Genomic DNA, 23,017 nt, shown 5'->3' on the forward strand with positions numbered 1-23,017 from the left:
ACCACATCAGCGAGCTTGCTCGAGGCGATGCACCTCGTTGTCGGCAAGGACGATATCTCCCCTGCCTTTAAGGGAGCTGAAAGGTTGAAAGACGGTCGAGCCCAACCTCACGGCGGAGCGGTGCCTCGCTCATATTTGCTGACGGCCCTCGGCGAGATATCCGTCGCTCGGCAGCCGCCGTCATACCGCCGCTCTCGACCACTCGCACGCAACCGTCCTTGCGCGGTACAAATCCATTCTCAAGTTTTCCTTCAGAATGAATGAAGCTTCCCCCCGTTTATCACGCTCCGCCGCTAACCGATATTCCGCGCGTATTCGCACACTCAAGGAGGTTAGCTATATGGATCTAAAGCTGAAGGGACGCACTGCACTTGTGACGGGAGCAAGTTCCGGAATAGGCGCCGGGGTGGCGCGCGAGCTCGCGAAGGAAGGCGTGCGCCTGGCTCTCAACGCATTCGACGCCGAACAGTTGCACCGGGTAATCAGCGACATTGGTAGATCGACAGACCAGGAACCAGTCCTCTTAGCTGGTGATCTCACTGACCCCAAGCAACTGCATCGCATCGTTGGTGAGGCACGCGCAGCTCTCGGAGAGATTCAGATATTGGCGAGCTGCGCCGGAGGATCCCGTCCGACGTCCCTTGACGAAGATGAGGCGTTTTGGGACGAGGCTATGGCGCTCAACTTCCAGGCGACCCGTCGCATCGCACAGGCCTTGCTGCCCGACATGCGAAGGAGCAAATGGGGGCGAATTGTTAGCATCAGCGGCTCTATGGAGCCTCGCACCCTCAACGCGGCAAGCGTCGCAAAGGGCGCAATGCATCTTTGGGCCAAGGGACTTTCCTGTGACGTGGCGGCGGAAGGCATTACGGTCAACTGCATCGCGCCCGGACGGATAAACAGCGTCCAAACACTTACTCGCCTTCATCCAACCGAAGAAGCCCGTAGAGAGTTCATCGCCAAGAATATTCCGGCTGGAGAATTCGGAGAACCGGAGGATATTGGCCGCGTTGTGACATTCCTTTCATCCCCGTTGGCTCGGTACATAACCGGCGCGGTCATTCCGGTCGACGGAGGAATGCACTATTTCGCGCATTAAACTTCGATGTGCGAACATGGCTCGGAGATCGGCTTACCTGAACGCGCGGCCTCCGAGCTTTCATCTTCCGATCTCTAATATCGATCTCCGAATTCCGACCCACTCCCCCTCAGCGTAACGTTCACGAGCAGCGCCTCTCAGTTTGAAAAGGCCTTGAGCATGGACTCGATGTCCCCGTGTGGCAACTCACGCGCGAACGCCGCAATACTATCGTACGCCGCTTGCCGCACGTTCGCCTCCTCCCCCATGCTTCGGACCAGTTCCTCTACTTGAGCGGCAGAAAAGTCGTAGTCATTCGGCGTGCGGGCCATCTCGTCACGCAGTACGGCGCCATCCTCAAGTTCCAAGACGATCGCACAGCTCAGTCGTCCGACGGACGGATCGCCCTGGAGTTCAATGCGTGAAGCCAGCGCATTGACTGCGGCATCGTCAAACTCAAGCATCGAGTGGATGGTCGGCGCGCCGCGCAACAGGGCGTGTGACACGCAGAACGGCACACTCATCAGCGTCCCGGCAATCGTTGTAAAAGGGCCCCTTGCATCCATCCCCGCATAGCCGGTCTCATACGGGTTCATCCGCACCTCGACCCGATCGACATTGCGACCAGCAATCATCTCGCGCAATCGGAGGGCTGCGGAAATCGGCGTTTGATTGAACGCGCAAACGGGGAACGGCTTGAAGGTGACACGCCGTAGTGCCCAATCCTGCCCCAGTCTGGCCGCCACGTGCGATGAATCGATCCCTCTTTTGGTAAAGACCTGAAACAGGCCACGCGAACCTTCCAGCGCCAAGGGCGACGTCAGATTCCCCTGAGCCGTGAGCGAGGCTGCCATGACACCGTTCACCGCTGCAAAGCCCAACTGGAAGCGCCATTCCTCCGTACCGTCCTCGATCGGCTGCAACAGGCCACCCGTCACAGACGCGGCGTTTGCGATCGCCGCATCGACCTTCGCTGCAGGAAGCTGCATGAAGTGGGCACTGGCCGCGGCAACAGCCATCGATCCATAAAGCGGCGACGCACGGAATCCCTCAACCGTCGATCCAGCAGATCCGACGGCTTCAAGCAGGCCACCAACCTCATAGCCGGCAATGAGCGCAGGCAGGAAGTGCGCGAGTGGCCATCTCTTGACCTCCGCGAGCGCGACAAGGGCGGGTATGACCATGGCGCCGATATGCGCCGCACCGCACGTGTCGTCCTGCGTGCGCCCATGAAAGAGCGCGGCATTGGCGAAAACCGCACCCAACAGCGCCGTTTTCCGGCCATCTCCCAACATCGTCGCACCGTTCGCATCAAGCCCGTGCAGTGCAATGGAGGCGTTGCGCGCGCTCGCTGCGTACGGGGTCATATTGCTCCCGCGCGCAACTCCGAGATTATAGAACAGGCAAGTACGGGCCTTCGCCAAAATGTCGTCGGGCACCCGGTCCTGGACCAACCCGGCGACGAACTCCCCCAAAGATCGCGTAAGACTAGCCATCACTCACCCAACTCAGTTTCATCTCGCCAAGACCAGATCCAGATCGCCGGAAAGCGCCGCCAGACTACGGCCGCGCGTTGATATCAATCGGCCAGCAAGCACTCGAAAGCGCTGCTGTCGATCGGACCCATCCGCTTCGTCCGCGTGCTCCTACTGCATCACAACGAGCAGGTCTTTCGCTTCAACCTGCACACCGGGTTCTGCGACGATCTCGATAATCACGCCATCCCGTGACGCATGGAGCGCCGTTTCCATCTTCATCGCTTCGAGCGTAAGCAGCACGTCCCCGGCCGCGATTCTCTGGCCCTCCCGAACGGCGATCGTTGTAACTGAGCTGGCCATGGGAGCCGCGACATGCGTTTCATTCGTCTCGTCAGCCTTGCGGCGCGCCAATACCGCGCTTCGCGCGGCGCGGTTGGGAACTGTGATGACACGTGGCTGGCCATTGAGTTCAAAGAACACCTCCACCATGCCATCCGCACGGCTGTCCCCTATCGCGGTCAGCCGAATGACCAGTGCCTTCCCGGCCTCAATTTCGACCGCGAGTTCATCTCCGACCTGCATTCCATAGAAAAAGGTTCGCGTGGGAAGAACCGAGAGCGGACCAAACTTGCGTTGCGTAGCCACAAACTCAGCGTAGACTTTCGGATACATCAGCCATGAAGCGAACTCGTCGTCTGCGGGCGCGCGACCGGTCGTTTTCGCAGCCTCGGACCGCAACGCAGCCAAATCAGCGGGAGGAAGCAATGCAGCGGGGCGCACCGTGATGGGCGCACTCCCCTTGAGCACCCTCTCCTGGAGTTTCACAGGCCACCCTCCCACTGGCTGCCCAAGATCGCCGCGCAGCATCTCGACCACGGACGCCGGGACGGCGATTTCGCGAGAAGGATCGAGCACGTCGGCTGGCGTTAGGTTCTGCGCGACCATCATGAGAGCCATATCGCCGACGACCTTTGAAGAGGGCGTCACTTTGATGATGTCGCCGAACAGCTCGTTTGCGTCGGCATAAGCCTTTGAAACCTCGTGCCATCGTGCATCCAGTCCCAGCGATCGCGCTTGCTCTCGCAGGTTGGTGAACTGCCCACCTGGCATCTCGTGGAGATAGACTTCAGAAGCCCCCGCCCTGTAGTTGCTTTCAAAGGCTGCGTACTGAGCCCGAATGTCCTCCCATGCGGAGGATATGCGCCGAATCGCTCCGCCATCAAGGCCGGGATCCCGGTCGGAGCCGCGCAACGCTTCGACGATTGAGCCGAGGCAAGGCTGCGAGGTTGTCCCGCTCATCGAGTCCATTGCCGCGTCGATGGCGTCGACACCCGCCTCTACCGCCGCGAGAACGGTGGCGCCAGCGATTCCCGAGGTGTCATGGGTATGAAAATGAACCGGAAGGCCCGTCTCTTCCTTCAACGCTGTTATCAGCACGCGCGCTGCGGCAGGCTTCATTAGTCCTGCCATATCCTTCAACCCGAGGATATGAACACCGGCGCGCCTCAGGTTATGAGCCAGTCCGACATAATATCTCAGATCGTACTTCGTACGCGTGGAATCGAACAGATCGCCGGTATAGCAAATGGTCCCTTCTGCAAGCTTGCCGCTCTCGACCACGGCATCAATCGCAACTCGCATGTTCTCGACCCAGTTGAGGCAATCGAACACGCGGAAGAGATCCATGCCCGCTTCTGCTGCTCGGTGGACGAAGTGGCCGATAACATTGTCCGGGTAGTTTGTGTAACCGACGCCGTTCGCCCCTCGAAACAGCATCTGCGTCAGGATGTTTGGTGCACGCGCGCGGATCAAGCGCAATCGTTCCCAAGGATCTTCCGAAAGAAAGCGCATGGCGACATCGAATGTTGCGCCGCCCCAGCATTCCAGACTGAAAAGCTGCGGCAGGCCGCCTGCGTAGGCCGGCGCCATCATTGCGAGGTCATATGTGCGCATCCGGGTCGCGAGCAGCGACTGGTGAGCATCGCGCATGGTGGTGTCGGTCACGAGCACCCGGCGCTCGTCCAGCATCCATTGCGCGAAGCCCTTGGGACCGAGCTTTTCGAGCCTCTGACGCGTGCCTTCGCTCAGCTCCGCGTGCATGGCTGGAGGCTCAGCCTGCCGCGCTTCGGCCGGCGGCCGGGCCCGGTCGCGCGTCTCCGGGTGACCGTTAACGCTGACGTCGGCAATATACGTCAGCAGCTTCGTCGCACGGTCCTTGCGCCTGCAAAAATCAAGGAGCGCAGGGGTCTCGTCGATGAAGCGCGTCGTGTAGTCGTTGGCACGAAATCTGGGGTGACTGATCAGATTGTGCAGAAAAGCGAGATTGGTCGCGACCCCGCGGATGCGATACTCCATCAAGGCGCGGTCCATACGATCGATCGCCTCCTGGGGGGTCTTCGCCCAGGCCGTGACCTTCTCAAGGAGTGGATCATAGAAGCGCGTCACGATTGCACCGGAATAGGCCGTGCCGCCATCAACCCGAATGCCGAAGCCGAAGGCGCCGCGATAAGCGGTAATCCGCCCGTAGTCCGGAATGAAATTGTTCTCCGGATTCTGGGTTGTAATGCGACACTGCAGTGCATGGCCGCGCAGTGCGATTGCGCCCTGCTGGGGAATCCCGACCTCCCAATCCCCGCTCGGGTCTCGCCGGCCTATCGCGCCTCCCCCAGAGATGCGGATTTGCGCCTTGACGATGTCGAGCTCGGTCACAACTTCCGTCACCGTGTGCTCAACTTGAATGCGGGGATTGACCTCTATGAAATAGAAAGAGTTGGTATCGGCATCCATCAGAAACTCGACGGTGCCAGCCCCGACATAGCCCGTCGCGCACGCAATCTTGAGCGCCGCTTCGCAGAGCTCATCGCGCGCGACCTCGTCGAGATAGGGCGCGGGCGCGCGCTCGACAACCTTCTGGTTACGCCGTTGAATCGAGCAATCACGCTCGAAGAGATGCACGAGATTGCCGTGGTCGTCGCCGAGGATCTGCACTTCAACATGGCGGGCATGGCGCACTAGTTTCTCGAGGTAAACCTCATCCTTGCCGAAGGCGCTCATTGCCTCGCGCTTGCCCGTCATCACGGAGCCGAGCAACTGGTCCTCACATTCGATCGGGCGCATGCCTCGCCCGCCACCACCCCAACTCGCCTTGAGCATCAAGGGATAGCCGATCTCAGCCGCGAGACGCCTGACCAGTTCCGGATCGCCTGGAAGCGGCGGCGTCGCAGGCATCACCGGAACACCAACTGAAGCGGCGAGGTCGCGTGCCGCAACCTTGTTGCCGAGCCGGCGCATCGTCTCTGGCCTCGGGCCGATAAACGCAATGCCCGCCGCCGCACACGCTTCGGCAAATTCCGGGCTCTCTGACAAAAAGCCATACCCCGGGTGGATTGCATCCACCTTTCGCTCGCTCGCGACGCGGATGATCTCCTCGATCGAGAGATAGGCCTCCAGCGGCCCCATTGGCTCCTTGAGGTGCCGACCGCGCCCGATCAAGTAGGCTTCGTCAGCCTTAAAGCGATGCGATGAGAGCTTGTCTTCCTCCGCGTAAACCGCAATGGTTCGGATGCCGAGTTCCGTCGCGGCGCGAAAGACGCGGATCGCAATCTCCGAACGGTTGGCGACAAGCAGACGACGGATTTTACGCATGGTTGGCCGCTTCCCTCACCTGCCGGAGAATGCGGCGCGCCCGCTCGACGACAGGCTCATCGACCATCCGACCATCGACCTGCACAGCCGCACCGTCCTGAGCTGCAGTCAAAACACGCTCTGCCCAGTGGATCTCGTCCGCGCTGGGGCGGAACGCGGAAAGGACCGGTTCAACCTGGCGCGGGTGAATAACGAGCTTCCCCCCAAAGCCAAGAGCACGTGCGCGGCGCGCGTCTTGTGCGGCCGGCTCTTCGCAATCGATGGCTGTGGTCACGCCATCAAGAGGCGGCGAAACGCCCGCCAATCGACACCGGAAGACAAGCTCGCTTCGCGCCGCCAGCAACGCATCCCATTCGTGTTCTGAACCTACGCTCATGGCATAGTCGATAGAGCCGAATGCAGCTCCCCAGACACAGCTTGCCCGCAAGATCGATTGCAGCTCAGCCATGCCGCCGACGGTTTCGATGAGCACAAGCACGGGCACTTGACGACCGAGACGATCGAGCAACACCCCGACATCTTCCGCGGTCTCGACCTTGGGTAGCATCACGCCAGCGAAGGCCTGATCGCGAAGCATCGCAACATCGTCAAGGAACCAGGGCGTACCCACAGCATTGATCCGAACGATGACGTTCTGCAAATATTCGGGAAGCTGAGAAAGAAGCATTCGCGCCGGAGCCTTAGCCTCTGGCGCGACGGCATCCTCCAGATCGACGATGACGCCGTCTGCTCCGCTCCGCCAAGCCTTTGCAATTCGGTCGACGCGGTTCGCGGGAACGAAAAGCGGTACGACCGGAAGAGGCCTTGTGACGGTCACCATATCGCGTTGGCCCATGTCGATGCCTTTGCTATTGTCGTCGTGCAAGAAGTCCGCGACCGATGACGTGTGCCTGAATTTCGGCTGCGCCTTCAAATATGTTCAGGATGCGCGCATCGCACAGCACGCGGCTGATCTCGAACTCGAGCGCGTAGCCGTTGCCGCCGTGAATCTGAAGGCTGGTGTCGGCGTTGCCCCACGCAACGCGCGCCGCAAGAAGCTTGGCCATCCCAGCCTCGATATCACAGCGGTGGCCCTTGTCCTTCTCGCGCGCAGCGACATAGGTGAGCTCGCGGGCCATGACCGTTTCCGTCAACATCATAGCGAGCTTGTCGTGGACGCGCGGGAACTCGACGATCTGCCGCCCAAACTGTCTCCGCTCGAGCGCATAACGCAGGCCAAGATCGAACGCTTTCCAGGCCACGCCGATCGCTCGCGCGGCGGTTTGGATACGTGCTCCCTCGAACGTCTGCATGAGTTGCTTGAAGCCGCGGCCTTCTTCCCCTCCCAGCAAGCTATCCCCGAGAACGGCGAAATTCTCAAACGAGAGCTCGTATTCTCTCATCCCCCGGTACCCAAGCACATGGATCTCGCCGCCATCCAGTCCGTCGGATGGAAACGGATCGGCTTCGGTTCCTCGCGCTTTCGCGGCCAGAAACATGCTCAGGCCTTCATAGCCACGCGCCCCCTCGGCGGTTCGCGCAAGCACGGTCATCAAATCGCTGCGCGACGCGTGAGTGATCCATGTCTTGTTGCCGGAGATGCGCCAGGTACCGTCGGCATCCCGGCTTGCTCGCGTCCGCACGGCTGCGAGGTCCGATCCCGTATCGGGCTCGGTAAACACCGCCGTCGGAAGGATCTTCCCGGAAGCGATGCCGGGCAGGAAGCGGCGTTTCTGCTCTGATGTCCCGGCGAGGGAAATCAGTTCGCCAGCAATTTCCGAACGTGTGCCGAGCGACCCCGCGGCAATCCAGGCACGGCTCAGCTCTTCCGAAACGATCGCCATGGCCAGTTTGCCAAGGCCGAGCCCGCCATATTCCGGATCGATGCAAACTCCGAAAACACCGAGCTCGGCCATCTCGCCGACGACATCATCGGGAATGAGCTGGTCCGCGAGATGCCAATCATGAGCGTGGGGGGCAACCCGTTCGGCGCCGAAGCGGCGAAACTGATCGCGAACCATATCCAGCGTTTCATCATCAAGACGCTCGTCGACGGTCGCTCCCGCGACGATCGCGTCGATGAGGGCGCGGCGATTGGCGGGATTGTTGCCCTCGGCCTGGAAATATTGAAACGAAGCGTCCGCAGCCAAAACCGCCGCAGGCCCGTGCAACCCAATCTCGCTGGGGCGCAGGACCTCGTTTTGGCTCATCGGAATCCCGAAGGCGAGCTGAGCGAGGTATTCGCCAAGTCCGATTCTGAGGACAAGCGCTTCCGCTTCACCGAGCCGCCCGCTTGCGGCAAGCCGGCTCGCCCAGTCTAGTGTAGCGGCGAGCGTCTCGACGAGAGTTGCAGCCCAGGAAAGGCCGTGCAATCGGCGCTGCTGATTGTCGGCACGCCTCGGATCGATCCGGCCGCCGTCCACCAACTCTGTCGCGACGCATCGCGCGAACTCGTGCACATAGGCTCGTGCGGCGGTGACTGCATCCGCTGCAGAGGCAAGCAGAGCTTGTGAAGAATGGGACATCGTACACATCTGCCTTCAGACTATTCATGATGGTCTTGCGATAATGCCGGCATCGACGAGCCGGCCTATGTCGGCGGTGCCGAGCTTGAGCACTTCGCTGAGCACCATCTCGGTGTGCTCGCCCAGGCGAGGCGCACTTGGTGGACTCGCGCGCATCTGCTGCGATATGCGCGCAGGTGCACCTGGAGTTGGATAGCGATGGCCGCCTGGATGTTCGACCGGTTCGAAGACGCCGTACCCCGCCTGAAAGCACTCCTCATGATCGACGGCCTCCTTGAGGGTCCGATAACGTCCGTAACACACGCCACGACGATCGAATTCCTCAACAAGCACATCATAGTCCCGCGCGGCGATCGCATGTGCGACAAGCGGATTGAGCGCGTCGCGCTGCATGAAGCGCGTCCCTTCGTCCGTCCCAAGCTTGACGCCCAGTGCGGATTCGAGTTCGGTAATGGCGGCTTCCAGGTTGATCGCCTCGACGAGGCTCGACCATTGCCGCGAGGTAATCGCGATGACGATCACGCGAACGCCATCGCGCGTGACAAAATCGCGCCCGAACGCGCCGAATAGATCGTTCCCGACCCTCGGCCTGTCCTGCCCCAGCGTCACTTCGGCTACCTGCCCAAGATGTCCGAGCGTACTGGCAGCGATGTCGCTCAACGGCACCTGGATTTCGCCGCCGTTGCCGGTTTCGCGTCGCCGTCGCTCAGCAGCGAGCAGCGCGAAGGCCGAATAGGCCCCACAGATGAGATCCCAGGCCGGCAGCACGTGATTGACCGGTTGGGACTCAGCCTCCACAGGCCCGGTCATGTACGGCAGGCCAAGAGCAGCGTTGACAGTATAGTCTACCGCCGTCGCGCCATTGCCCCAGCCCATCACGCGGACCGAGATGAGATCCGTACGGCGCTGCGAGAGGACTTCGTGAGAAAACGCGCCGCGCGGCGCCTGGTTGGTCAGGAACAAGCCGGCACCAGAACCGCGTGCTGTGACAATTGCGGTCGCAAGCTCCCGTCCTTCGCCGCGACCGAGATCGAGCGCGACCGACTTCTTGCCCTTGTTGAGCCCTTGCCAGTAGAGCGACGTCGCGTCGGTCGCAAGCGGCCAGCGCCCGTTGTCGAGCCCGCCGCGGAGTGGATCGATCCGAATGACCTCCGCCCCCATTTGCAGCAGATGCAATCCGCATGATGGCCCGGCCACGAACGACGCCATTTCGACCACGCGCAACCCTTCAAGCACCTGATACATGGCTTGCGCTTACCTCGTTGCGAAGCTGCGGCCGATAATCTGCCGGTGGACCTGATTGGTTCCTTCCCAGATCTGGGTAATCTTCGCATCGCGCATCAACCGCTCGACGCGATAGTCCTTGGTGTAACCATAACCCCCGAACAGTTGGACGGCCTCGGTGCTGATACGCATGGCAAGGTCGGACGCGCGCATCTTCAGCATGGACGCTTCCTGATTGATATCGCGCTCGCCAGCCTCGATGCGCCGGGCAAGAGTCCAGAGCCACGATTCGCACATCGCGAGATCGGTCGAGAGATCGGCCAGCGTGAACTGGATACCCTGAAAATCGATGATCCGACGCCCGAACTGGTGGCGCTCGTTGATATAGGCGACGGCATCCTCAAACGCCGCACGGGCAATACCGAGTGCATGCGCAGCGACGCTTGGCCGAGACTTGTTGAGGAAGTCGAACAGCATGGGAAGACCTTTGCCAGGCGCCCCCAGAAGATTGGCGCGCGGCACCCGACAGTTGGTGAACGAGAGCGCAGCAGTGCTGGAAGCGCGAGTTCCCATCTTGTGTTCCGTGCGCAGAACTTCGAACCCGGGAGTGTCTTTTTCCATCACCAGCAGCGAGATTGCATTCTTGCCGTCGCCGAGCGGGGCCCACTTTCCGAAAATCACGAGGAGATCCGCGACGTCGCCGTTCGTGATGAAGGTCTTGCCGCCATTCACGACGATCTCGTCACCATCCTCCTCGAACCGGGTCTTCATGCCCGTCGCGTCGGAACCGGCGCCGGGCTCGGTCAGACACAGAGCCGCAAGGCCCCCTTCGGCAATGCGCGGCAACCAGCGAGCTTTCTGTTCCGTTGACGCGTAGTCGACGAGTGGACTGGCGGCATGAAAATTCGTTGCCCAGACGATACCCGTCGATGCACAGGCCCGCGCGATCTCGCGGCAAACAGCCAGATATGCAGTGTACGACAGCTCGCTGCCGCCGTACTCCGCGGGAATGAACATCGAGTTCAGCCCCAGTTCGTTGATCGCCCTGATGTTGTTCCACGGGAATTCCGCCGTCTCGTCGTAGTGTGCGGCGCGCGGTTTGAGAACGTCATCCGCGAGACGTCGAACGCTCTTCAGCAACAGGCGCTCTTCTTCGCTGAGTTGAATGCTCGCGTCGAGCCGATCGAATACAGTCATGATGTCCTCAGATGCCTATGCCATAGCCGCCGTCGACGACGATCGTCTCGCCGGTCAGGAACGGGATGTCCTCAACGTAGAGGGCTGCGATCAGACGCGCGACTTCCGACGCATTTCCGGCTCGCCTGATGAAAGATCGCGTCCGGACTGCCGCGCTCGCGGCTTCGTCCCGCAGGAAGTCGCGATTGATGTCGGTCTCGACGTAACCCGGCGCAACATTGAGAACGCTGATGCCTTTGCGGCTCCATTCCGCCGCAAGACACCGGGACACGGCGGCAACCGCGGCCTTGGATGCGCAATAGGCGACACTGCCGCCCACGCCAAGCCTTTCGAAGAACGAGCCGATATTGACGATCAGCCCGCGTTTGTTGGCCAGCATGAGAGGGTACGCCGCCTGACACGCCGCCAGCACCGCCGTGGTGTTCATGCGCATCACCCACTCGAAATCCTCGATCGACATGTCCTGCGCGCGCACATCCTTGTGCACTCCGGCGTTGTTGATCAGACCACCCAGTCCACCCGCCAATTCGGCAACCTCGGCAATGACGGCGCGGAACCTGGGCATGTCCGTCACATCACAGGGCCGTGCCGCGAGGCGCGCGCGGACGTCGTCCGAAATCGGCGTGTCCGATGCGGGTACGGCGCCACTCCGCGACACGCAGCCAACCGTAAAGCCGCGCCTCGCTAGCTCGAGAGCCACCGCGGCACCGATACCTCGGCTTGCTCCCGAGACGATGATCGCTCCTTGGATCACGGGACGCTCCTAATGACCGAACTTGGATGTATCTGGCACGCGCTTGTCGTTGAACGAGGCGCCGAGCTCCCTTGCCTCTTCGGTCTTATAGTAGAGCGGCAGAACGAGATCGTGCGTCACGCGGCTTAGACCAACGACACCCTGGTGGCGGGCATTGAACGATGCCTTGACGCCTGCCAAAGCGTAGGCGCCGCGCTGAGCGGTCTCGTTGGCGAACGCCATGGTCCGGTCCCAGAATTCCGCATCCGGCACAACCCTATTGACCAAGCCGAGCGACAGCGCCTCGTGTGCCGTCATCTTGGGATTGCAGAACCAGATTTCCTTGGCCTTCTTCTTGCCGACCAGATCCTCAAGATACCAAGTGCCGTAACCCGCATCGAACGACCCCATCATCGGTCCGACCTGCCGAAAGACGGCGCTTTCCTTCGCGATGGTCATGTCACAGACCATCTGCAGCACATTCCCGCCGCCGACCGCGTATCCGTTGACGGCAGCGATGACCGGCTTCTGGAGGCGATCGATAGCCTCGTACATCTCCAGCGTTGGCACCACGCCCGGATAGAGATTGGTGTCTGCAAGTTCGTTCTTGCGCCCGCCAATGCAGAAAAACCGGTCACCGGCGCCCGTCAGCACAACAACGCGCGTGCGCGTCTCGTTCCGTATGGCTTCAATGCAATCCCTGATCTCGCGGCACATGGGCGGCGTGAACATGTTGCAGTCGTCCGGGCGATTGAGGGTGATGATCCCGACTGCCCCTTCCTCGCGATACAGAATCGTCTCGAAATTCTGCGCTTTCGTCATTGCACCAGTCCTTTCTCTTGAAGCTCGGCGATTCTCGAGGCCGGGTAGTTCAGCAATTCACCCAGGATTTGCGTGGAATGCTCTCCAAGGCCTGGAGGCGCGAAATCGTAGCCTGCGGACTGCTCATCAAATTTGATCCCAAGCCTCACCTGTGGAACTTGGCCTAACCGCGTCTCCAACGCGTACAACAAGCCGCTTCGATGCAACTCCGGATCTACCGAGACCTCGGCAAGCGTATTGATCGGACCGGCAGGCACCCCGAAGCGCCCGAAAAGCGCGAGCCACTCGGATCGTGGCCTCTCTTGCAGGAGCGCACCGATCTTTCCGACCAGTTCGGACCTTCTGCCAACGCGGCCCGCGTTGTCCTTCAACGCCGCGTCCTCGAGCCAGTCCGCACGACCCGTGGCTTCGCAGAAGCGGCGCCATATCGCATCGTTCGCAAGACCGAGCGTGATGGGTGCATCCAGCGTCGCAAAGACCTGATAGATCGCGATCACGCTGTCCTTGGCGCCGCTTCGATGCGGCAGGTCGCCGCTTCCGAGATAAGACACAAGGCGCGGCGTCATGAAGCGCGTCATGGACTCGACGAGGGAAACATCGACCAGATGCCCGTTACCCGTTCGCGACCGGTCGAGCAGCGCAGCCAGGCATCCGAGGGCGGCATCCATGCCGGCAAGCAGGTCGGCGGCCGGCGTTCCTACCTTCTGCGGGTCGCCGCCAGCTTCACCCGTCAGATCCATCACGCCGCTGTAGCCTTCAGCGATCAAATCGTAGCACGGCAGATTGGCGCGAGCGCCCTGTAGGCCGAACCCTGTCAACGACACGTAGACGAGGTCGGGTCTGATCTTGGCGAGCTCGGCATAGCCAATTCCGAGCTTGCCTTGCACGCGCGGCAACTCGTTCGAAATGACCACATCCGCGCTTCGGACGAGATCGTGAAGAACCAGCGCGCCTTCCGGCTTCGAATAGTCCAGCCCGATCGACCGCTTATTCCGATTGATGCTCAAAAACCACAAGGCCTCTCCGCCAAGCGTGGGCGGGCGCCAGTGTCGCGCGTCGTCGCCAACACCGGGCCGCTCGATCTTGATAATGTCGGCCCCCAGATCAGCGAGGAGCAGGCTCGCATACGGCCCGGCAAGGGACGTCGTCAGATCGAGCACGCGAGTTTCCGCTAGAAGCTGGAGCCTTCCTCCCGCCGAACGCCGCGGCAAGTTGCCCGCCGGCAATGCATCCGTTCGATCCGGCGCCATGCTATTCTCCCATCATCGGCGTTAGCCCGCGGCACACATGCGCCAGCCGTGGACCCACGTCTTTCACCAGCTTGTCCGCGCTGATCTGAAATGTTGGGGCGACGCAGTTCATGGCCAGGACGTTTTCTCCATCCGGCCAGATGATGGGCGCAGCAACCGCGCGCGTATCGCGTTGCCATTCACCGTCGACCAGGCAGAAGCCTCGCTCGTTGACTTCAGCGATGCATTCCTCAATGCGCTGCCTGATTGCCGGCCATTTCTCCCGGTGTCGCCGCTCGAAGTGATCGTAGAAGTACAGGCGCTCCTTTTCCGTAACGCCCGCCAGGAATGCGCGGCCGACAGCCGAATTCTCGAGCGTCACGCGCGTTCCCAGGTCGTGGCGCATCGTGCGCAAGTTCGACCCATGCGTCATCGCCACATAGATCATCGACAGTCGATCACGGCTCGCTAGCCCAACCGAAGCCAGCGCATGCTCGGACAACTTCTGCATATGATCGCGGGCCAACTGGCGTACGCGCATGTTCGAGAGAACGCAGTATCCCAGCGCCAGTATGGATGGGCTCGGCTCGTATTTGCCACCCGCATCGACATAGTTGAGATAGCCAAGGCGGAGAAGCGTGTGGGTCAGCCTCGACACCGTCGCCTTTGGCAGCCCCGTTGCGCTGGACAGCTCATTGTTGCTCAGAGGCCCCTCGCCTGGACGGAATGCTCGCAAGATTTCGAACGCTCGCCCGATCGCGGCTACGAACTTCCGATCGTGCGCAATGTCTTCGCCGTCGTCTGTCTCGTCGGACTTTCCGAGGCTCTTTCGTGTATCCATCGCCGTCTTCCGCTTCAATCAGGCCTTCCGATCAGGAGGAATGCATATCGATCAGCCCCGCGAGAATGTCGTCACGCAGCTTGGACCGCTGGATCTTTCCGCTCGGGGTCATCGGAAAGGCGTCGACGAACGCGACAAATTCCGGGAGCTTGTATTTGGCGAGGCCGCGCTGCTCGAGAAAGCGCACGATGTCGCTGAGTGCAGCGTGCTGTCCCTGTCGGAGAACGATGCAAGCGCAACTCTTCTCGCCGAGTCGAGCATCCGGCACCGGCACCAAGGCGACCTGATCGACCTCGGGCAGATCCGCGATGAGGTCCTCGATTTCACGCACTGAAATCTTCAGACCACCACGATTAATGACCTCCTTCATCCGACCGACGATTCGGATGAAACCATCTTCATCCATGACGGCGAGGTCGTTGGTGAAGAGCCATCCGTCCGCGCGGAATGTAGCCGCGGTTCTTTCAGGATCGTTGAAATAGCCCAGCGCGACGTGCGGCCCTCGTGTGGCCAACTCACCAACGTCCCCGGGGGACAGAATTGACGAGCGTGACTTGTCAAAGATGGCAAGCTCGCCGCCTTTGACCGATCGGCCGTCGGTTGCCCACAGCTTGTCATCGGGCATGTCAGGGGCTGACGCACTACCGACGAAGCACTCAGTCATCCCCCACATGCCGATCAGTGTGCAACCAATGTCCCTTCGCGCGCGTTCACCGAGCACTCTGGGGATCGGAGCGCCTGCGCAGCCGAAGATCCGCAAGCTCGAGAGATCGTGAGATCCGAGCGAAGGCGACTCCAGCAGCATGGTCATGAAGGTCGTGGCGGAAAGAACAAACGTGCATCGTTCGGCTTCGATCAGGCGCAACGCGTCTTCGGTGTTCCAGACATCCTGGAGTACGAGAGTCCCGCCGACTGTAATCGCCTGGCGAACGCCCCACTCGAACCCCGTTCCATGCGCAATGGGTGACGGCATCCAGACGACATCATCGCTCGTCAGGTTCAGGAGACGCGCCATCTCCTTGGTCGAAAACATCGCGGTGTTGTGCGAATGTAGCGCCCCCTTGGGGCTCGACTCGGTCCCGGATGTAAAGATCAGCGCTGTGATATCATTGCCGTCGTGCCCAACGTCCGACAAATTTCCTTTCCTGACCAGGATATCATCGTACGGGCGCATGCCTTCGCACGCGGAGCCGCCGACCACATATATCTTCGACAGGTTGGGCAGGTTCGGCCAAAGGTCCGCATACATCGCGTCAAACGCGAAGCCGCGATAGTTCTGCATCGTCACGAGCACTTTCGTGCCCGCACACTTCAGGATGTAGCCGAGTTCCTTGGCACGGTAGTTCGGAAGCAGCGGGTTGGTAATCGCGCCAAGCCGTGTGGCGGCAAGGTGAAGCACGATGAACTCTGCGCAATTCGGCAACTGCAACGAGACAACATCGCCCTTGCTGATGCCCGCGCTCGCGAGGCCGAAAGCGGCGCGATCGACCTGCTCCGCCAGTTCACCATATGTCAGGCGCACGCCATCGGGCGCGACAATGGCGGTTTTTCCCGGGTCACGAGAAACAGCCGAATCGAAATAGTCCAGCAACGTCTCGTTCGCCCAGTCTCCTGTCTGGAGATAGTGGCGCTGCTTTTCAGCCTGTGTGACGGCGCACGCACTCATTGATCATCTTCCGTTGTATTGAGGCCCGAATGCGCCGCGGCAGCGACGTGCGCGCGTCGAGGCGGCAGAAACCCGGGGTCGCCCAGGGCGCCGTGCAATTCGCTGGAAATGGCGAAATGTTCGACGAGACCTGAACATCGCAGGATATCCACCGGACCGCGCGCAAAGCCGAGACCGAGCACCAGCGTCTTGTCGAGTGTCTCAGGGCTGGCAAGACCACGGTCGAGCGCGATCAATGCGCGATTAAAATAGGGGCGCATCAGACGGTCGAGGATGCGGCCGGGCGTGTCGGCGGCGACAACAACGACGAAGCCGGCGGCCTCAAAGAGGTCCCGCGCCGCCGCCAACGCCATGGGCGTCGTTGCGGGCTGGGTCACGAGCTCTATGACATTTGTCGCCGTATCCCGGCCATTGCGATAGCGGGCAAATCCCACCGTTTTGTCTCCCTCACGACCGAAATCCTCGCCCGTCAGGGTGCCGAGACAGTGGCGCTGCAGCTCGACGATAATGGCCCGGCATCCGTCGGCGTCGATTGCGTCGAAGACTGAACGAGTGACGTCGCCAAGCACGAGCAGGATGTCGGCTGACGGCTCTGGAGACAGCGGGAACGGATGCGCGCTTGGAAATGACAAGCTGTCTCCGTGTACCGACAAACGGAACTCCGTCATGTCATGCTCCGAATGCTTGTTTGTCGTTGTAACGATAAAAGCCCCGGCCGGACTTCCTGCCGAGCCAGCCCGCGGCAACCATTTGACGCACAATGTTCGGGCATGCGAGCTCGGGATCGAGCGTGATCGGATAGAACGCGTCGCAGAGGCGCTCCTGGGTGTCCACGCCGACGAGATCAACGAGCTCAAGCGGCCCCATGGCGTGTCCGTACGCGGCCTTGACCGCCTTGTCGATATCGACGGCGCTGGCAACCTTGTCCTCCACCATGCGGATGGCGCGATTGTTCAGCGGAATGACGAAGTGGTTGAGGACGAAGCCGGGCGAATCCTGCGTCTCGACCGGTATCTGCCCGACAGCAAGGCAGAATTGCCATGCCCGCTCGAAAGCCGCCGGCGCGGTATTGAGACCGGGGGTCACCTCGACCAGCTTCATCAATTGCGCAGGAAGACAAAAATGCAGGCCGATGACCCGGTCCGGATGCCTGGACGCCGCAGCGATCCGCGTAATCGAAAGCGTCGACGTGTTCGATGCCAGGACCGTTGAGACCGGACACAGGCTGTCGAGCCGTTGAATCAGGAGCTCCTTGGTTCGCTGATCCTCAAAAACAGCCTCGATGACGAGATCGCAGCTTGCGAGCGCGTCAAAATGCGGTGCTGGCACGAGCCGTGCCAACGCGGCATCGGCCTCCTGCTGCGAAAGGCGCTCCAGCTTCACGGACCGCGCGAGGAACGCGGCAGCGTCCTCCCGGGCCTTCGCAATGCGCGTCTCTTCAGTATCGTGCAGCAGGGTTTCGCAGCCCCCACGCGCCGCCACGATCGCGATGCCGATGCCCATCGTGCCACAGCCGACGACGGCGACTTTTCTTATCGAACCGTCAGACATTGCTCATCTCCGGCGATAGCACACATGAGCGACGGACGAGACCACCCCGCCCGCGAGACGAACGAATGGTGATTTTGGTCGACGCGTTCAGCCGATCCATCATTGTAAGGGTTCGCGTCATGACACTCTTCTTGCTGCCTGGGGCTGCCACGCCGATTCCATGGATTCCGGCTCCTCACGCGTCCAGCACCATCAATGAGCTTCCAACCAACGCACGCCGTTTGAGCCACGGCGACGGGCGATAGCGAGGATCGGCATAGAACTTTTCGAGTTCTTCAAGGACCGTCAGGACGGTCTTCGGACCGAGCCGGTCGCCGAGCGACAGTGGGCCAAATGGATATCCGAGCCCGGTTTTGACCGCGAAATCGATATCCGCGGGTGTGGCGATCCGCTGCTGTGCGATGTCGCAAGCAACGTTCACAATCATCGCAAGCACGCGCTGAACGATGAATCCCGGGCTATCGTGAATGAGCGTGACGGCTCCGCCAGCCGCATCTATCATCCCGACCAGGCTGTCGCGAACTGCGCCGGAGGTGGTTACGCCTGGCATCACGGTCAGGCGTTTCGCGTTCGTAATCAGTGGATCAAGAGCCATGACCCGGGACGGGTCGAGACCGTTGCGAACCGCGCTCGTGGTCGCGTCAGCACCGAGTGGCAGCGTCAACAGAATGGCGTCTCCCGACGCCTCGGGCGGCTCCGTCCACTGGATCCCAAAACCCTTGAGCTTCTCCTCGACCCAGGGAAAGCGCGCGCGATCCTCCCGTGAGATAGATACCGGCAATCTCTTCCAGTCGCTCGGCGCCGGCCGCGGCGCTATCACCGGCTTACCGCCCTCGTAACGGTAGAACCCCTCCCCCACTTTCCTTCCGAAAAGCCCAGCCTCGACCTGACGTTTCAGCAACGGAGCCGGGCGGAACCGCGGCTCGCCATAAAACTCTGAATAGATCTGCAGGAGCACCTGAAAGGACACGTCGAGCCCCGTCATGTCGAAAAGCTCGAACGGCCCCATGCGGAAGCCTGCCGCTTCGCGCATGACCAGATCGACATCCTGCGGGCTCGCGATCCCTTCCGAGACAATGCGCGCGCCTTCGGTATAAAGGCCTCGACCGGCGTGGTTGATCAGAAATCCCGGAGTATCCGCCGCCTCAACGGGTGAGTGCCCAATTCGTTGCACAAAGGCCGCAAGCAGGCGCATCACTCGTGCGCTGGTACGGGCGCCCGGAATGATCTCCGCGATCTTCATGGCAGGGACTGGATTGAAGAAGTGGATGCCGCCAACGCGCTCGGGATAGCGGGCAACCCGCGCAATAGACGTAACCAGAAGGGAGGACGTATTGGTGGCCAGGACGCAGTCTTCCGACACGACGGCCTCGAGTTTGGCAAACAAGGCGCGCTTCGCGTCGAGGTCCTCAACAATCGCTTCGATGACGAGATTGGCCTGCGCCATGTCCGCAAGCGACCCCACGACCTTCAGTTGCGCCAATGTGCTTCGCACCTCGTCGTGCGTAATTTTGCCCTTTGCACGTCGCGCTTCGAGTTCTTTCGCGATGGCTGTTACGGCGTCGCCGGCCCTCTCCTGCACAGCATCGAAGATCAGCACGGGAATGCCAGCACGAGCGGCGACCTGCGCAATGCCGCGCCCCATCGTGCCCGAACCGACGACGGCAAGCACGAACGGGAATTCGGGTTCAACGTTATTGCTCGGCTGGTCTTGAACAGTCTGGATCATGATTTGGCCTTAGCGATCTTGAAAGCGAGGCGCGCGTTTTTCCAGGAAGGCACGAAGCCCTTCCTGGCCGTCCGCGCTCCGATAGGAAAGGGTCGATGCCTGCGCCTCTATGGCGAGGCCATCCTGCAGTGGCCTGTCCGCACCGAGTCGAACGGCATCGCGGATAAACCGCATCGCGGTCAAGCTCATCGAAGTGAAACCACGTGCGAAGGCCTTCGCAGCCTCTAGAGGATCATCGTCAGCAAGAATGCGGCTGACGAGCCCGACCTTCAGCGCTTCCTCCGCCCCGATCATGCGACCAGTCAGCATGGCCTCGAGAGCGATGGCAGAACCGACGAGCCTCGATAGTCGTTGCGTGCCGCCATAGCCTGGAACAAGACCAAGCCTGACCTCCGGCAACCCGAACGCAGCGCTCGGCGTTGCGAGGCGGAATGTACAAGCAAGACACAGCTCGCATCCGCCCCCTAGTGCATAGCCATTCACGAGCGCGACAGACGGTTGGCGCAACGTTTCGAGCCGGCTGATGATCCTCTGCCCGTGCAGAGTTCCGTCCAGTTCCTGCTCGACCGATCGGCCGGCCAACTCCGACACATCTGCCCCCGCAGAGAACGCCTTGCTGCCCGCCCCCGTGATGACGACGCAGCGCGCGTCGCTCGCCTCGATCTCATCAAGCCGCCCTTCGAGGATCTCGAGCTGCGCAAAACCAAGCGCGTTCAAGACAGCCGGACGGTTGAGCGTCAAAACCGCGAATTCGTCCTGAAATGCGAGGTCAATCACAGCATGCTCTCCAGTCACGATCTCCACTCCGCCACGTCAGGCTGCCAGATGACGGAGCTTGACGTCCTCGTTGGCCCGGAATTCATCAACGGTACCGGTGAAGACGGCCGTCCCCTTGCTGACAATCGTCACGTCGCTCGCTACCCCGAGACAAAAGTGCATGTTTTGCTCTGCCAGCAGGACCGTCAGACCGGCTTGTCGAAATGCCAGGATCACTTCTGCGATCTGATTGACCATGATCGGCGAAAGCCCCTCAGACGGCTCATCCAGCAACAAGACCTCAGGGTTTCCCATCAACGTACGCGCGATGGACAGCATCTGCTGTTCGCCGCCGGACAGTCTTCCGGCTGAACCCGCGCGTCGTTCGTGGAGGATCGGAAAAAGCTTGTAGATCCGATCGATGGACCAGTCCGTGCCCCCATGCGGCCCAGCCTTCTGCGCGATCTCCAGGTTTTCCTCGATCGTGTGCATTGCGAAGATCTGACGATCTTCGGGCACGTAGCCGATACCTCGACGCGCAATCGAATAGGTCGGAAGCCCGCCAATGCCATGTCCAAAACACTGGATCGTTCCGGCGTGGACAGGAAGCATGCCCATGATCGCACGCATGGTGGTTGTCTTGCCGGAGCCGTTGCGCCCCAACAACGCCATCACCTGCCCAGCCATGACCTTCAGATCGAGGCCGAACAGGGCCTGGCTCGTTCCATAGAACGCGTCGATCCCTTGAGCGAGTAGTACCGGCTCTGCCCTCATGTCGCACTTCCAAGGTAAGCTTCGATGACCTGCGGATGCCTGCGAACTTCGGCTGGTTCGCCGCTTGCCAGAAGCGCGCCGTTGCGCAGCACGAATACCTGCTCGGCGATACCAAATACGATGTCCATGTCGTGCTCGATGAACACCAGCGACATTCCTTCAGCCTCCCACAGACGATAGATCCGATCGATCATGAGGCGACTTTCGTCGCGCCCCATGCCGGCTGTCGGTTCATCGAGCAGCAAGATCCGCGGCTCCAAAGCGAGCGCGAGAGCGATGTCCAACAGCTTGCGATCGCCATGGGAAAGTGTGTCACACCGAGACTTTTCGACATCGGAGAGACCGATCAGCGAAAGAATATGGCGTGCGTGCTCAAAAGCCGCCGGAGCAGGAAACGCGCCGATGAGATCGAACAGCCTCTGCCGGTGCGACAGCACGGCTGCCGCCATCGCCTCCCTGACGGTAAAGGTCCCGAACAGACTTGCGACTTGAAATGCCCTGCTAATCCCTCGCCGGACGATCGCACCAGGCCTCAGGCCGATCAACTCGCCTTCATCGAGCCGGATGCTGCCTGCCGTAGGAGATAGATGACCCGTGATCATGTTGAACAGGGTCGTCTTTCCCGCGCCATTTGGGCCAATCACCGCGGCACGCACGCCGGGCTCCAGCGCCATCGTGACATCGCGAATGGCGTTCAGCCCGCCGAACGACTTCGTGAGATTGGAAATTTGCAGGTGTCCACGCATCTAAACACCTTCCGTGTTCGACTGCTGGATCGCAGCCTCGTGCAGTCCGGATTGCGCTCCGCTTGCCCGCTCCTTGGATCGCCCTCCGGTTCTCTCCGAAGCGAAGCGTCCATCCGAAGCATCGCGAACAAAGTCGACAACTCCCTTGCGCAATCCAAGCGACGTCACGAGGATCGCCAGCCCCAGAAAGAGGCCGCGATGCGCCGTATAGGCGTTGACGACCGTATCGAGCAGCAGCAACAGACCCGCACCGACCACCGGGCCGGCAAAGCCGTTCACCCCGCCAAGCATGATCATGAAGAGGCCTTCGCCCGACATCGTCCAGAACGCGAAGTTTGGATACGCTCCAGAGACGTAGAGTGCGGTCAACATGCCGGCGATTGCGGCGAATGCCGATGCGAGGACAAAGGCCGCAAGCTTGGTGCGATAGACGTCGACCCCCAGAAAGACTGCACGTTGGGGATTATCGCGGATCATCCGCAGTGCCGCGCCGAACGGTGAGCGAACAATCCGCCACAATGCCCAGGCAGCCGCAACGAAGATAGCGATGTTAAAGACGAAATACTCGCCTGGCTGCATCAGATCGACCCCGAGAAATTTCGGTCGCGGAATGCCGCCGATCAGCCCCTGCTCCCCGCCCGTCAATCCACTGCAAGCGATCAACAGCGAGTAGAAGAGCATCTGAATCGCCAGGGTCAGGAATGCGAAGTAGACGTGGGTCAGCCGCACGCAAATTGCGCCGACGACCGCCGCGACCGCACCGGAGAGCGCAATCGAACACGCGGCGGCAAGGGGAATCCCGAAGCCGGTCGTACGCAGCAAAATGGCGAACGTGTACGCGCCAAGGCCAAAGAACATTGCGTGACCGAACGACAGCAGACCCGTGTAGCCGACAAGCAAGTTGAGCGACAACGCGAAGAGGCCGACACCACACAGACGAATGATGCTATCTCGAACAGATCCGCTTTCGACTAGGCCGCTGAAGATGACTGCGCCAGCGATGATCGTGACCACAACCGCGACCTCTTTGAGCGTTCCTTTCAT

Annotated in this window: 19 protein-coding genes; 1 reads left to right on the top strand and 18 read right to left on the bottom strand. The window is 61.0% G+C overall.

The window, feature by feature from the left end; translation table 11 throughout:
• Positions 1-340 precede the first annotated feature (340 nt).
• On the top strand, positions 341-1,099 hold the full coding sequence (locus tag AKN84_RS14710; RefSeq protein ID WP_050421415.1) for an SDR family NAD(P)-dependent oxidoreductase: 759 nt from the start codon (positions 341-343) through the stop codon (positions 1,097-1,099).
• Positions 1,100-1,236: 137 nt separating this feature from the next.
• Here the strand turns inward: AKN84_RS14710 and AKN84_RS14715 are convergent, their stop codons facing one another.
• The 18 genes from AKN84_RS14715 to AKN84_RS14800 all read right to left on the bottom strand — a co-directional run bounded on the left by AKN84_RS14715 (position 1,237) and on the right by AKN84_RS14800 (position 23,017).
• The gene (locus tag AKN84_RS14715) at positions 1,237-2,574 is read right to left on the bottom strand and encodes an MmgE/PrpD family protein (RefSeq protein WP_050421416.1); all 1,338 of its coding nucleotides are present in this window, start codon (positions 2,572-2,574) and stop codon (positions 1,237-1,239) included.
• Positions 2,575-2,724: 150 nt separating this feature from the next.
• Entirely contained in the window at positions 2,725-6,201 is a 3,477-nt protein-coding gene (pyc, locus tag AKN84_RS14720) for a pyruvate carboxylase (RefSeq protein WP_050421417.1), read from the bottom strand.
• The gene (locus AKN84_RS14725; RefSeq protein WP_430649907.1) at positions 6,194-7,066 is read right to left on the bottom strand and encodes an HpcH/HpaI aldolase/citrate lyase family protein; all 873 of its coding nucleotides are present in this window, start codon (positions 7,064-7,066) and stop codon (positions 6,194-6,196) included. The genes pyc and AKN84_RS14725 overlap by 8 nt, the downstream gene beginning before the upstream one ends.
• Positions 7,050-8,714, bottom strand: coding sequence for an acyl-CoA dehydrogenase family protein (locus AKN84_RS14730; RefSeq protein ID WP_430649908.1), 1,665 nt, complete (start codon positions 8,712-8,714; stop codon positions 7,050-7,052). Before AKN84_RS14730 ends, AKN84_RS14725 begins: the two co-directional genes overlap by 17 nt.
• Positions 8,715-8,729: 15 nt before the next feature.
• Entirely contained in the window at positions 8,730-9,950 is a 1,221-nt protein-coding gene (locus AKN84_RS14735; protein WP_050421419.1) for a CoA transferase, read from the bottom strand.
• Positions 9,951-9,959: 9 nt separating this feature from the next.
• Positions 9,960-11,126 (bottom strand): acyl-CoA dehydrogenase family protein, encoded by a 1,167-nt coding sequence (locus tag AKN84_RS14740; RefSeq protein WP_050421420.1) that lies wholly within the window; start codon positions 11,124-11,126, stop codon positions 9,960-9,962.
• 7 nt (positions 11,127-11,133) lie between these two features.
• Complete coding sequence (locus tag AKN84_RS14745) at positions 11,134-11,880, bottom strand: SDR family NAD(P)-dependent oxidoreductase (RefSeq protein ID WP_050421421.1); 747 nt, start codon at positions 11,878-11,880, stop codon at positions 11,134-11,136.
• 9 nt (positions 11,881-11,889) lie between these two features.
• The gene (locus AKN84_RS14750; RefSeq protein WP_050421422.1) at positions 11,890-12,681 is read right to left on the bottom strand and encodes an enoyl-CoA hydratase-related protein; all 792 of its coding nucleotides are present in this window, start codon (positions 12,679-12,681) and stop codon (positions 11,890-11,892) included.
• Complete coding sequence (locus tag AKN84_RS14755; protein WP_050421423.1) at positions 12,678-13,931, bottom strand: CaiB/BaiF CoA transferase family protein; 1,254 nt, start codon at positions 13,929-13,931, stop codon at positions 12,678-12,680. The genes AKN84_RS14750 and AKN84_RS14755 overlap by 4 nt, the downstream gene beginning before the upstream one ends.
• Before the next feature lies 1 nt (position 13,932).
• Complete coding sequence (locus AKN84_RS14760) at positions 13,933-14,751, bottom strand: IclR family transcriptional regulator (protein ID WP_050421424.1); 819 nt, start codon at positions 14,749-14,751, stop codon at positions 13,933-13,935.
• 31 nt (positions 14,752-14,782) lie between these two features.
• Positions 14,783-16,417: an AMP-binding protein gene (locus AKN84_RS14765; protein ID WP_050421425.1), complete on the bottom strand. Its 1,635-nt coding sequence runs from the start codon at positions 16,415-16,417 to the stop codon at positions 14,783-14,785.
• Positions 16,414-17,085: a 3-hydroxyacyl-CoA dehydrogenase family protein gene (locus tag AKN84_RS14770; RefSeq protein WP_050421426.1), complete on the bottom strand. Its 672-nt coding sequence runs from the start codon at positions 17,083-17,085 to the stop codon at positions 16,414-16,416. The genes AKN84_RS14765 and AKN84_RS14770 overlap by 4 nt, the downstream gene beginning before the upstream one ends.
• A gap of 1 nt (position 17,086) precedes the next feature.
• Positions 17,087-17,968, bottom strand: a complete 882-nt coding sequence (locus AKN84_RS14775) for a 3-hydroxyacyl-CoA dehydrogenase family protein (protein WP_050421427.1) — start codon at positions 17,966-17,968, stop codon at positions 17,087-17,089.
• Positions 17,969-18,143: 175 nt separating this feature from the next.
• Positions 18,144-19,697: a 3-hydroxyacyl-CoA dehydrogenase gene (locus AKN84_RS14780; RefSeq protein WP_050421428.1), complete on the bottom strand. Its 1,554-nt coding sequence runs from the start codon at positions 19,695-19,697 to the stop codon at positions 18,144-18,146.
• A 9-nt stretch (positions 19,698-19,706) separates the two neighbouring features.
• On the bottom strand, positions 19,707-20,474 hold the full coding sequence (locus AKN84_RS14785) for an enoyl-CoA hydratase/isomerase family protein (RefSeq protein ID WP_050421485.1): 768 nt from the start codon (positions 20,472-20,474) through the stop codon (positions 19,707-19,709).
• 36 nt (positions 20,475-20,510) lie between these two features.
• Entirely contained in the window at positions 20,511-21,227 is a 717-nt protein-coding gene (locus AKN84_RS14790) for an ABC transporter ATP-binding protein (RefSeq protein WP_050421429.1), read from the bottom strand.
• The gene (locus AKN84_RS14795; protein ID WP_050421430.1) at positions 21,224-21,973 is read right to left on the bottom strand and encodes an ABC transporter ATP-binding protein; all 750 of its coding nucleotides are present in this window, start codon (positions 21,971-21,973) and stop codon (positions 21,224-21,226) included. The genes AKN84_RS14790 and AKN84_RS14795 overlap by 4 nt, the downstream gene beginning before the upstream one ends.
• Positions 21,974-23,017 carry a branched-chain amino acid ABC transporter permease gene (locus AKN84_RS14800; RefSeq protein ID WP_128970816.1) on the bottom strand — a complete coding sequence of 348 codons (1,044 nt, stop codon included), beginning with the start codon at positions 23,015-23,017 and terminating at the stop codon, positions 21,974-21,976.

Origin of the sequence: Bradyrhizobium tropiciagri (assembly GCF_001189845.1) — a bacterium.
Classification (GTDB): Bacteria; Pseudomonadota; Alphaproteobacteria; order Rhizobiales; family Xanthobacteraceae; genus Bradyrhizobium; species Bradyrhizobium tropiciagri.